Consider the following 12614-nt stretch of genomic DNA (forward strand, 5'->3'; position numbering starts at 1 on the left):
GTTGATATTCCAACCAGTTAACTTCTACCGTATTTTCTTTCCCATTAAGCGGTATATTGTTTTGCCAACGATAACTGTGTATTCGCCCTTTTTCATCTTCATATTGATAGTTAGGGATTACTTGATAGGCTTCTATCCACGCCATCATGTATGTGTGGTCGTTGGGTTTGGCGACATAAAGATAATGCATCGCTTGCTTGAGCGTTTCTTCTATCATCAGTTGATGAGAAAATAATCCATCACCACAAATCATTAATCCCAATTTGGGATGACGTTGACGTAATTGACTTAAAAAGCGCTTGGTGGCGTTGAGCTCACAATCCTGTTTTTTTGTACCAACTTCGTTTCGTATTATTTCTGGCATCATCGGGATCACTTGGCGTTGCGATGGATGCATGATGGCACCTTGTAATACGCTATGGCTATAGCTCGTTTCACCGTTCTTATGTTGTTTAGTGAGACAATGTTTACAGCTCACTTACGTTGAGCTGTGGTATTGGCTGCCATCAACCGAGCATAAGTATATTGCGGGCATCTTAGCTGCTCAAACATATTGCTAAAGACATCACTAAAATTTTCAGTGGAAATACCATCAAGTACCTCTCTTAGTTGAGTATCTTTAGGTATTGCTTTCACATCAAAGAGTGTCTTAAGGTTACTGCTTTGTAGCTTATTCTCTAGACGTTTTTGAAAAGCCAAAAGCGAGGGGTCTTGAAAGTACATGCAGGCAAAAGCGCTCATCACAATGTCATGCTGACTATAGGTAGATTTATTTTTATGTCTTGTGTCTGGTATTGCACTAAGTACTACGGAAAATGATTTTCTCAATGCAGTAAAGCTTAGATGCTTCTTGGGTTTAGTTTGTGTGCTCAAGTGAATGCCAAATAAAGATATTATTGATTTTATACTTGATCTGATCTTGAAGATTAAAAAAGTTCAAAATATATTTAAAAATATTTTCGACGTAAAGGATTAAAAAATAAAAGTCAGCTCGAAAACTATTTTTATTTATGTGCTTAAACTCACTGTTTTAGAAGTCGCTGGTGATAAGCGAAAATTGCTGACTGTTAAATTGCTATAGGTCTTGAAGGCCAAAAGGACATTGCTGGCGTTGTCAAAGCTATAAATTAAAATTCATAGCTTTTTAAATCTATCAAAATAAAAATTAAAATAAATCTCCTGGAATTCTCACCCAGCCTTCCATCAGAATACGTGCACTGCGACTCATAACTGCTTTATTAACTGTCCAATGACCATCATTGCAAGTCGCTTTAGCACCCACTTTTAACGTGCCAGACGGATGACCAAAAGTAACACTACTTTTACCCTCAGAAAATAAAACACCGTTATTTGCGGCTAAATTAACTAAAGTACCAGGAATAGCGGCAGCAGTACCTATGGCAACAGCAGCAGTGCCCATCATTGCGTGATGTAATTTCCCCATAGATAAGGCACGTACATTTAAGTCTATTTCAGAGCCTGAAATTTCTTTCCCACTTGAAGCTGTATATGTACCAGGCTCAGAAATAAAAGCAACTTTAGGTGTATGTTGACGAGCTGCAGCTTCTTTAACATCTGAAATTAAGCCCATTTTTATTGCACCATTGGCACGAATTGTCTCAAAAAATGTTAAGGCCGTTTCATCACCATTAATTGCATCTTGTAGTTCAATGCCTGTATATCCAATTTCTTTAGCATTTAAAAATATCGTTGGAATACCTGCATTAATCATAGTTGCTTTAAAAGTACCTACTCCTGGTACTTCTAAGTCATCAACAATATTTCCTGTGGGAAACATCCTCTCAGAAGGGTCAACTGGTGCAATAAATTCAACAGGTACTTCAGCTGCAGGAAATGTCACTCCATCTAGTTCAAAATCACCTGTTTCTTGTACTTCACCATTTGTGATAGGCACTTGAGCGATAATTGTTTTTTTTATATTTGCTTGCCAAATACGGACCGTGCATATGCCATTTTGTGGAATACGTGCACTATCAACTAATCCAGAGTTGATAGCAAATGAGCCTACCGCTGCAGTTAAGTTACCGCAGTTACCGCTCCAATCTACAAATGCTTTATCTATCGCAACTTGACCAAACAAATAATCTACATCATGATCAACCACTGTGCTTTTGGCTAATATAACCGTTTTACTGGTACTTGAAGTCGCACCACCCATGCCATCAGTTTGTTTTCCATATGGATCTGGCGAGCCTATTACACGTAGTAAAATATTATCTCTTACAATACCTGGCACTTGAGCCGCTTCAGGTAAATCCGTTAAATTGAAAAATACACCTTTAGATGTACCACCACGCATATAAGTAGCGGGTATTTTAATTTGAGGTAGATAAGTCATAGCGCTCTCTTTAAATTTAAATAGCAAGGCTAAAGCCCTACAATAAAAAGTAAAAAATTAGTCAGTCTAACTTCCTACTTAGTGTTTATATTTTATCTTTTAAATCAATTTTGTGATTTTATGCTTAATAGTTTTCCTAGAGCTAAGGCGGAGCTTGGTTTATCAAGTGAGCACTTTTAATGCAGCTATAGGTAAAATAGCTGCTTAAAAATCAAAATTAACCGTTCGATTCAAGAAAGTCCTGAGCAAACTTCTGTAACACGCCACCAGCATTGTAAACAGAGACTTCTTCAGCTGTATCTAAACGACACTTAACTGAAATTTCAACTGTTTCACCTGATTTGCGAGTCATGATAACTGTCATTGCTGAACCAGGCGCTGGCGTACCCACTACATCATAAGTTTCGGTACCATCAATGTGATAGGTGTGGCGTGTTTCATCATTTGTAAACTCAAGTGGTAATACACCCATGCCTACTAAGTTAGTACGGTGAATGCGCTCAAAACCTTGTGCTACAATAACTTCAACACCTGCTAAACGAACACCTTTAGCAGCCCAGTCACGTGATGAGCCTTGGCCATAATCAGCACCTGCCACAATAATAAGCGGCTGTTTACGTTCCATATAAGTTTCAATAGCTTCCCACATACGACTTTGTTGGCCTTCAGGTTCAATACGTGCAAGTGAACCTTGAATTACTTCATCGTTGTCATCACGACACATTTCGTTCATTAATTTAGGGTTAGCAAAAGTTGCTCGTTGCGCCGTTAAGTGATCACCTCGGTGTGTTGCATATGAGTTAAAGTCAACTTCTGGCAAGCCCATTTTATCTAAATAAGCACCTGCTGCACTATTTAGCTGAATCGCATTTGAAGGAGATAAGTGATCTGTTGTGATATTGTCACCTAACACGGCAAGTGGACGCATACCTTTCATGGTACGTTGACCCGCTAATGCGCCTTCCCAATATGGCGGACGGCGAATATAGGTCGACATTGGACGCCAATCGTATAACGGATCGATATCTGCACCATAATTTACTTTTAGATCAAACATTGGCTCGTAGATTTTTTTGAATTGCTCAGGCTTAACGCTCGACTTTACAATTGCATCTATTTCTTCATCGCTTGGCCAGATATCTTTTAAAGTAAGGTCATTGCCATTTTGATCTTGACCTAATACATCTTTTTCAATATCAAAACGCATCGTACCCGCAATTGCGTACGCAACAACAAGTGGCGGTGATGCTAAGAAAGCTTGTTTGGCATATGGGTGTATACGACCATCAAAGTTACGATTACCAGAAAGTACCGCTGTCGCATATAAATCACGGTCAATTACTTCTTGTTGTATTTTAGGGTCAAGTGCCCCACTCATACCATTACAAGTAGTACACGCATAAGCTACTATGCCAAAACCTAGTTTTTCCATCTCCGGTAATAAACCAGATTCTTCTAAATACAGTTTTGCAACTTTAGAACCCGGTGCAAAAGATGTTTTAACCCAAGGTTTACGAACTAAGCCAAGCTCATTTGCACGTTTAGCAACTAAGCCTGCAGCAACCACATTTCGAGGGTTTGATGTATTAGTACAGCTTGTTATTGCTGCAATAATACACGCACCGTCTGGCATTTCACCTTGAGACTCTTGTGTTTTACAATTATCTAAATTTTTAGCGATACCTTTGGCCGCTAATTCGCTTGTCGGTAATCTACGATGAGGATTTGAAGGACCAGCCATATTTCTACAAACACTTGATAAATCAAATTCAAGTACACGTTCGTATTCCGCATCTACTAAATCATCGGCCCATAAACCTGTTATTTTTGCATAGTTTTCAACTAAGGCAACTTGTTCTGATTCACGTCCTGTGATTTTTAAGTAATCAATTGTTTGCTGATCTATATAAAACATACCCGCTGAAGCACCATATTCAGGTGTCATATTGGAGATAGTTGCGCGATCACCAATTGTTAAATTCGCTGCACCTTCACCAAAAAATTCTAGATATGCAGAAACTACCTTTTGATTTCGTAAAAACTCAGTAATAGCTAATACAATATCTGTTGCTGTAATACCTGGCTGACGTTTACCTGTTAATTTAACACCTACAATATCTGGTAAACGCATCATAGATGGACGACCTAACATCACTGTCTCAGCTTCAAGCCCACCTACACCAATGGCAATAACACCTAGTGCATCAATGTGTGGTGTATGAGAATCTGTACCAACACAGGTATCAGGATATGCAATGCCATTACGCGCTTGAACAACTGGTGACATTTTTTCTAAGTTGATTTGATGCATAATGCCGTTACCGGCTGGGATCACATCAACATTATCAAATGCTGTTTTAGTCCATTCTATAAAATGGAATCTATCTTCATTACGTCTATCTTCAATAGCACGATTTTTTTCAAATGCATTTTTTTCAAAACCCGCATGCTCTACTGCAACAGAGTGATCAACAATTAACTGTGTTGGTACAACAGGGTTTACTTTTGAAGGGTCACCGCCTTTTTCAGCAATTGCATCACGCAAGCCAGCTAAATCAACTAAAGCTGTTTGACCTAAAATATCATGACATACAACACGTGCCGGATACCAAGGGAAATCTAAATCTCTTTTACGTTCAATTAACTGCTTTAAAGAATCAGTCAATGTATCAGGACTACATTTACGAACTAGCTGCTCAGCTAATACTCTAGATGTATAAGGGAGTTTTGCATAAGAACCGGGTGTAATAGCTTCAACCGCTTCTCGTGTATCATAAAAATCTAAGTTGCTATTTGGTAAGGGCTTTCGGTATAAGGTATTCATAGTAAATCCAGAAAATCTTGTTTAGGGTGACGGTTATCTCGTGTTTAAAATTATCGAGAGCTTCCCTATTTGCGTCGCTATTTTGTAACTGTAAATAGAAACAGGCTGCATTGCAGCCTGTTTTAAAATTTAGCGTGTTGCAATTGGTGTTACTTTACGTGGTTCACAACCCGTATAATCTGCACTTGGGCGAATAATACGGTTATTAGCACGTTGTTCCATTACATGTGCAGCCCAACCTGTTAAACGTGAACATACAAAAATTGGTGTGAACAACTTGGTAGGGATCCCCATAAAGTGATATGCCGAAGCGTGGAAGAAATCAGCATTACAGAATAATTTTTTGGTATCCCACATAAACTCTTCACAAGCAACAGATATATCATAAAGTAATGTATCACCATGCTCTTGTGCCAACTTTTCTGACCATTTTTTAATGATCACATTACGTGGATCTGATTCACGGTAAATAGCATGACCAAAACCCATAATTTTTTCTTTACAAGCTAACATACCTGCCATTTTTTCTTTCGCATCTGTCGGTGAAGTGAATTTTTGGATCATATCCATAGCTGCTTCATTTGCACCACCATGAAGTGGGCCTCGTAGTGAACCAATGGCACCTGTAACACATGAAAACATATCAGACAAAGTGGATGCACAAACACGCGCAGTAAATGTAGAGGCATTAAACTCATGCTCTGCATAAAGAATTAAAGATACATCCATTACTTTACGATGTTGCTCAGAAGGAGTTTCATCACGTAGTAGTTTAAGGAAATGACCACCTAAAGAATCTTCATCAGTTACACAATCAATTTCAACACCATCATGCGAGAAACGGTACCAGTAACACATAATTGCAGGGAATGCTGCTAATAAACGATTTGCCGCCATGTGCTGCTGAGAAAAATCAGTTTCTGGCTCTAAGTTTCCTAAGAAAGATGCACCAGTACGCATAACATCCATTGGGTGTGCATCGCTAGGAATAAGCTGTAATACCTTTTTAAGTGCTTCTGGTAAATCACGCATTTGCATTAGTTGTGATTTGTACGCAGCCAATTGACCTTCATTTGGTAATTCACCATTAAATAATAAGTAAGCAACTTCTTCAAAAGTAGTGTTATCGGCTAAATCAGATATATCATAACCACAGTATGTTAGACCTGAACCTGACTTACCTACTGTACATAATGCTGTTTCACCTGCACTTTGACCACGTAGACCTGCACCGCTTAGTTTTTTATCACTCATTGTCTTACTCCATAAAACTTGTTATCAATTAAGTTAATTGTTGTCTTCTAAATTTAAAAAAGCTTACTTATTTTTACCTTCACTGAATAAGGCATCTAACTTTTGTTCGTAATCGTGGTAGCCAAGGTAATCGTATAAATCCATACGCGTTTGCATATTATCGATCACTGCTTTTTGATCACCATCAGTTAATAATGTTTTATAAACTAACTCAGCAGCTTTGTTCATAGCTCTAAATGCTGATAATGGATAAAGCACCATATCAACGCCCCACTGACCTAGCTGTTCTTTATTCCATAGCTCTGTTTGACCAAATTCTGTGATATTCGCAAGAATTGGCACATCTAACGCTTCTGAGAATGCACGATAATGTTCTTCAGTTTTCACGGCTTCTGCAAAAATACCATCTGCGCCTGCAGCAACATAAGCTTTAGCACGCTCAATGGCCGCTTCTAAACCTTCTTGAGCAAATGAATCTGTACGTGCCATAATGAAAAAGTCAGGATCAATACGTGCATCTACTGCTGCTTTAATACGGTCAACCATTTCTTCAGTTGAAACTATTTCTTTATTAGGGCGATGTCCACAACGCTTTTGCGCTACTTGGTCTTCCATATGTACCGCTGCTGCACCAGCTTTTTCCATATCTCGGATTGTTTTTGCAATATTAAAAGCACCACCCCAACCTGTATCGATATCAACCATTAATGGTAAATCACATGCTGCTGAAATACGTTGCACATCGACAATAACATCATTTAATGACGTCATACCTAAATCAGGTAAACCATATGATGCATTTGCAACGCCACCACCTGATAAATAAATTGCTTGATGACCTAATTGCTTTGCCATCATGGCGCAATACGCATTAATAGTCCCTACAATTTGTAATGGTGCATTGGCTTTTAATGCTTGTCTAAACTTTAATCCTGCTGACATTTTAATCTCCGCTGTCTTTTGATCTTTTATATTCTATTTAATTTATTTTTAAATTTTTTTGGTTAGGCTGGTACAGTTTCTAAATTAAATCGTGATTTAATATTTTCACCCGATGCGCCTATGTGTCTTTTCATTAATAGCTCAGCTAATTCACCATCTTTACTTTCAATGGCATTGATAATAGCTAAATGCTCATCAAATGCTTTTGACACTCTCGGTCCGTTCATACCCATTTGAACTCGAAACATACGGATCAATTGGTAAAGTTCATTACATAACAAATGAATTAAATGGCTATTTTTACTACCTGTAATAATACGATAATGAAAATCAAGATCTCCTTCTTCTTGATAGTATGACTCACCTTGTTTTACTTTCTGAGTAGAAAGATGCTGGTTAAGTAATGCTTTAACTTCACTAATTTCATTGTGTGTCATGTTTTCTGCAGCCAGTCGGCATGCCAAACCTTCAAGAGCTGTTCTTACTTGATATACTTCAAGTAACTTATCAGGAGTAAGCGCTACAACACGGCAACCGATGTTGGCTTTACGCTCTACAAGGTGACAACTTTCTAAACGATTGAGTGCTTCACGTAATGTCGCACGGCTCACACCATGACATTTAGCCAATTCAGCTTCAGAAATTTTACTACCTTGTGCAATATCACCTTCAACAATTGCCTGACGTATGTCGACAAAAACTTGATCTGATGCGGTTTTAATTGTGTTTATAACTTCCAATTGACACCTATTGTCGACAATATTTCGTGTTAACTATAGCCTGAAATTCGTTCAAGTCAAGCTTTACGCTAAATATTGTCGACAATAGATTGGGTTTTCAATGATTCCTGTAAGTTATACATTACAAAATCATTAAAGTGTCGACAATAAGTCGATTAGAGGATTAATTAAGTAACTTTTGAAAATATTATGACATAAATGTTATCTTTTTGGTTTCTAGCGGCTGCTTTGAGCCTAACAATATCATTCAACCTTAATTGTCATATCGAAAAAAGCGTAGTAATCAATCGATTTAATTCCTTATGAACTTAACCTAAAAATAATTAGTATGGAGAGTAAATAACTTACCACTCAAAATATGGACAATAGCAATGAAAAAAATTATTTATTCGTTAAGCCTTACCTTAGCCCTTTTCTCTGGTGCATCATTCGCCACTGATAATTTTAAATTAGCAACAGAACTATCCTCAATAAGTTTTGCAACGATTAAAAACCAATTTATTGTCGAACCAGCCTCCATTAATATGTTATCCGGAAGCTTAGACAAAACAGGCCAGTTTAACCTTTTTATCAATATGAAAGGAATTGAGACAGGCATTCCAATTCGTAATACCCGCTTAAATGATATTTTTTTTGAATCAGCCAAACATGCTGCTGTTACGATTAATGGTAAAATTGACTGGTCGAAACTTGATAATGGCTCCCACAAAATCACTGTTCCAGCAAAAGTAAGCCTTTTTGGAACAACAAAGTCGATCAACTTTCCAGTTGTGATTCTCAAAACAGAGGAAGTAGTAATGGTCAGCTCTAGTTCACCAGTTATTATCGGGGCTGCTGACTTTGGCATTCCGAGCGAAAATTTAACGACGCTTGCAGCTACCGTAGGAGGGATAAAAATTTCGGACCGAGTACCATTGACACTAACGTTAACATTCAAAAAGTAAGTAATGATAAAAAAGCTGGGTGAAATTCCTGGCCTTTCTCTCAAAAAACGTGCTGGCAACTGACTATACCCAAGCTACTTGGAAATGCATGATTTCAGCGGGAGTTTAAATGGTCAAATACAAGACATTTATTGCAGGTAATGGTTATTCCCTTATCAACATAAATAACGCGGTAGTTGACCATTTAAAACCCGCCCGTAGGGAATTTATCTGGTAAGTAATCACTACGTTACATCAGTTTGAAAGGCAATAAGCATTCCTAAAATGATGTGCCTTGTGCTAACTCACCTGATAAATTCTGAAACAAGCATTATCAAGTGGCTTGGGTATATCTATCCAGATTGACACATCTTAAAGGAAATTTTACATGCCTTGGAACAAACGCCTTAGCAAACATTTGAGGTTTGCCTTTGACTCCACAGTCATAATGACCACAATGTTGGAATAACAGCCTTTTCTCCAGTTTTAAATTTACATCAACGTTATAAACAACAAGCAACACTAACCAAAAAACCAGTAACACACACCTATCGCTGTGACTATGCCAGCTAGATCGGCAATTAAACCACAAGCAACTGCATGACGCGTATGTTTAATGCCTACGGCACCAAAGTATACTGCTAATACATAAAAAGTTGTTTCTGTAGAGCCTTGTATAGTTGAAGCTAAACGCCCAGCAAATGAATCTGCCCCATGCGTATTCATAGTCTCTAACATCATAGCTCTTGCACCAGAACCGCTTAATGGTTTCATAAATGCGGTAGGCATAGCATCTACGAAACGGGTATCACCATTGAATAAAATTACAATTTGGCGCATCCAATCTAATACAATATCTAATGCGCCACTTGCACGAAAAACACCTATGGCACATAACATAGCAAGTAAGTATGGAATTAAAGATATTGAAAACTCAAAACCTTGTTTTGCGCCCTCTATAAACAACTCATATACATTGTGTTTTTTATAAAAAGCCCAAGTTAAGCATAATAAAATAAAGCTAAATATTAAAAAGTTACTCAGTACTGCTGATTGATGACTTAATACATCAGTTGCTAAAGTGGAAAAATAAACAATTAAGCTGCCTAATATGGCAAATAGCCCACCTAAGTAAGCCAATACAACAAAGTTTGTTAACTTTATTTTTTGCACCCAAGCCACAGTACATAATCCCACAATAGTTGAGCTAAATGTCGCAATTAAAATTGGAATGAATATATCTGTTGGACTGGCTGCACCTTGTTGTGCACGATATACAAATACGGCAATCGGAAATAGAGTCACTGAACTCGTATTAAGTACTAAAAATAGGATTTGGGCGTTGCTGGCAGTATCTTTTTTTGTGTTAATGCTTTGCAAGTCATGCATCGCTTTAATACCAAGGGGAGTTGCTGCATTATCAAGCCCTAAAAGATTAGCACTTAAATTCATAGTAATTGAGCCAAAGGCAGGATGATTTTTTGGCACTTCTGGCATTAACTTACTAAATAAAGGAGACAAACCTTTCGCCAAGGTATCCACCATGCCTGCTTTTTCAGCTATTTTCATAATGCCAAGCCAAAAACATAATGCGCCAATGAGGCCTATGGCTATTTCAACTGAGACTTTACCCATTTTGAATAGCGCATCAACCATGCGCTCAAACACTAAACCGTCACCGCCACCAATCCAAGTAGCCATAGCTGAAAAAAATGCAATGATAAAAAAAGATAACCAAATTCGATTGAGCATAACTACGCCATATTATTGTTATTACGATGCTTAAAATTTAAGTTTACTAAAGGTGGATGCTTACGAATACTGAAATTTCAAGTTAATAGTATAAAAGCACAAATTTAATTAAATCTAATGCAGTTACGTATACTTATGCCATGTTATTATTGCGAAAATTTAGATTTAGAGTTCATTTGAGGTTCATATGAATCAAAACACCTATATACCACAAGCATTTATAGATGATGTTAAAAGCTATATCCCAGATCATCTTTGTATTAATGATTACATTAATACATGTAAACAACCTCTACGTCGTTCGATACGTGTTAATACACTTAAAATGTCTGTTGAAGAGTTTAAAAAAATAGCAAAAAGTAAAAATTGGGATCTGGACCCAGTGCCTTGGTGTAAAGAGGGTTTTTGGCTTAAGCGTCCTGAGGACGAAGAGAATAATCTTTCTATTGGCAATACCGATTTACATTTAAGTGGTGCAATGTATGTGCAAGAAGCAAGTTCAATGCTCCCGCCAACAGCACTACTAAAAAATAATGTATTTGGTGGAAACATCGTGTTAGATATGGCATCGGCACCTGGTTCTAAAACATCACAGATTGCTGGCTATATGCAAGGACAAGGTATATTAGTCGCTAATGAATTATCGTCTTCAAGACTTAAAGTACTCAGTGCTAATATGAAACGTTTGGGAGTATCAAATGTTGCTTTATCTCATTTTGATGCAGCAGTATTTGGTGCTTATATGAGCGAGTGTTTCGATTCTATTTTACTAGATGCTCCATGCTCTGGAGAAGGCACAGTCAGAAAAGATGCTGATGCACTTAAGAATTGGTCATTAGAGTCCAATATTGAAATTGCTAATGTACAAAAAAAATTAATCGAAAGTGCTTTTTATGCACTTAAAACAGGCGGTACTTTAGTTTACTCAACTTGTACTTTAACCCCGATAGAAAACCAAGCAGTGTGTGAGCATGTTCTATCATTATTTAAAGGCATGATTGAAGTTGTGTCACTCAATGATTTATTTGATGGCGCTAAAAATGCGACTACACCTGAGGGTTATTTGCATATTTGGCCACAAACTTTCGATTGTGAAGGCTTTTTTATTGCTAAATTTAAAAAAATCGCCCACAAAAACCCAAAGGAAATAAAAATTAAAAAAGGCGATTTTCCTTTTACTACGTTTGATAATAAATCAAAACAAGGTTTTTACAGCTTAATTAACAAACAATTTGGTATAAAATCTTTACCTGGTACGTTAATGCAAAGAGATAAAGAGCTATGGCTATTTCCTCAAGAATTTAGTGAAATATCAAATAAAATTAAATACTCACGTATTGGTATTAACATAGGCACTTTGCATAAAAATGGAATTCGTCTAAATCATGAATTTGCAACTTGCTTTGGTGATTTAACAACAAAAAACCGTTTTGAACTATCAGATTCACAGGCAAATGAATATTTTGGTGGTAAAGATATAAAATTAGCCCAGTCATCGAGTGACAAAGGTGAGTTGTTATTAACCTTATGCGGCACTGGTGTTGGTTTAGGTAAGTGGATGAAGCATAAAATAAAGAACAGTCTACCACGAGATTTAGTTAGGGATAACCAGTTAATAACTTGGGGTAAACCCTACAAATAGCTGTGGATATAACTTGGATTTATTTGTACTTTTTTTTTAATCTACTGATTAAAAAGAAAATATTTTTAACAAAAATATTTTCTTTTTCAGATTTTGTTAACTACACTTATTAGTACTTTCACTTCTCCCAAAACGAACGTGGAATTATTTTAGAGTTAACGCATGGCTCGATTGAGCC

The 12614-nt window shown here is 37.1% G+C and carries 10 protein-coding genes; 2 read left to right on the forward strand and 8 right to left on the reverse strand.

What is annotated here, in order from left to right; translation table 11 throughout:
• From CJF42_RS11490 to CJF42_RS11520, 7 genes are all read right to left on the reverse strand, one after another.
• Positions 1–397 (reverse strand): hypothetical protein (locus CJF42_RS11490; protein ID WP_212668810.1); only part of this gene is annotated, 397 nt, incomplete at its 3' end.
• A gap of 77 nt (positions 398–474) precedes the next feature.
• On the reverse strand, positions 475–873 hold the full coding sequence (locus tag CJF42_RS11495; RefSeq protein ID WP_095366824.1) for a transposase family protein: 399 nt from the start codon (positions 871–873) through the stop codon (positions 475–477).
• 292 nt (positions 874–1165) lie between these two features.
• A complete protein-coding gene (gene prpF, locus CJF42_RS11500; RefSeq protein WP_095366825.1) occupies positions 1166–2359 on the reverse strand; it encodes a 2-methylaconitate cis-trans isomerase PrpF in 1194 nt (397 codons plus the stop codon).
• Between the two features lie 217 nt (positions 2360–2576).
• Complete coding sequence (gene acnD / locus CJF42_RS11505) at positions 2577–5183, reverse strand: Fe/S-dependent 2-methylisocitrate dehydratase AcnD (RefSeq protein WP_095366826.1); 2607 nt, start codon at positions 5181–5183, stop codon at positions 2577–2579.
• A gap of 129 nt (positions 5184–5312) precedes the next feature.
• Entirely contained in the window at positions 5313–6437 is a 1125-nt protein-coding gene (gene prpC / locus CJF42_RS11510) for a bifunctional 2-methylcitrate synthase/citrate synthase (RefSeq protein WP_095366827.1), read from the reverse strand.
• 63 nt (positions 6438–6500) lie between these two features.
• Complete coding sequence (prpB, locus tag CJF42_RS11515) at positions 6501–7379, reverse strand: methylisocitrate lyase (protein ID WP_095366828.1); 879 nt, start codon at positions 7377–7379, stop codon at positions 6501–6503.
• 62 nt (positions 7380–7441) lie between these two features.
• Positions 7442–8119 carry a GntR family transcriptional regulator gene (locus CJF42_RS11520; RefSeq protein ID WP_095366829.1) on the reverse strand — a complete coding sequence of 226 codons (678 nt, stop codon included), beginning with the start codon at positions 8117–8119 and terminating at the stop codon, positions 7442–7444.
• Positions 8120–8490: 371 nt separating this feature from the next.
• On the opposite strand from CJF42_RS11520, the gene CJF42_RS11525 reads away from it, so the two are divergent.
• Positions 8491–9063: a YceI family protein gene (locus CJF42_RS11525; RefSeq protein ID WP_095366830.1), complete on the forward strand. Its 573-nt coding sequence runs from the start codon at positions 8491–8493 to the stop codon at positions 9061–9063.
• 501 nt (positions 9064–9564) lie between these two features.
• Here the strand turns inward: CJF42_RS11525 and CJF42_RS11535 are convergent.
• The gene (locus CJF42_RS11535; protein WP_095366832.1) at positions 9565–10794 is read right to left on the reverse strand and encodes a spore maturation protein; all 1230 of its coding nucleotides are present in this window, start codon (positions 10792–10794) and stop codon (positions 9565–9567) included.
• A 187-nt stretch (positions 10795–10981) separates the two neighbouring features.
• On the opposite strand from CJF42_RS11535, the gene rsmF reads away from it, so the two are divergent.
• Positions 10982–12436 carry a 16S rRNA (cytosine(1407)-C(5))-methyltransferase RsmF gene (gene rsmF / locus CJF42_RS11540; RefSeq protein WP_095366833.1) on the forward strand — a complete coding sequence of 485 codons (1455 nt, stop codon included), beginning with the start codon at positions 10982–10984 and terminating at the stop codon, positions 12434–12436.
• Positions 12437–12614: the final 178 nt, after the last annotated feature.

It is taken from the genome of Pseudoalteromonas sp. NBT06-2, assembly GCF_002276045.1.
In the GTDB taxonomy this organism is placed as follows: Bacteria; Pseudomonadota; Gammaproteobacteria; order Enterobacterales; family Alteromonadaceae; genus Pseudoalteromonas.

Coding starts and splice junctions, on each gene's coding strand:
- prpC (WP_095366827.1), bottom strand. CDS start 6,437: ATGAGTGATAAAAAACTAAGCGGTGCAGGTCTACGTGGTCAAAGTGCA.
- rsmF (WP_095366833.1), top strand. CDS start 10,982: ATGAATCAAAACACCTATATACCACAAGCATTTATAGATGATGTTAAA.
- CJF42_RS11535 (WP_095366832.1), bottom strand. CDS start 10,794: ATGCTCAATCGAATTTGGTTATCTTTTTTTATCATTGCATTTTTTTCA.
- prpB (WP_095366828.1), bottom strand. CDS start 7,379: ATGTCAGCAGGATTAAAGTTTAGACAAGCATTAAAAGCCAATGCACCA.
- prpF (WP_095366825.1), bottom strand. CDS start 2,359: ATGACTTATCTACCTCAAATTAAAATACCCGCTACTTATATGCGTGGT.
- CJF42_RS11525 (WP_095366830.1), top strand. CDS start 8,491: ATGAAAAAAATTATTTATTCGTTAAGCCTTACCTTAGCCCTTTTCTCT.
- acnD (WP_095366826.1), bottom strand. CDS start 5,183: ATGAATACCTTATACCGAAAGCCCTTACCAAATAGCAACTTAGATTTT.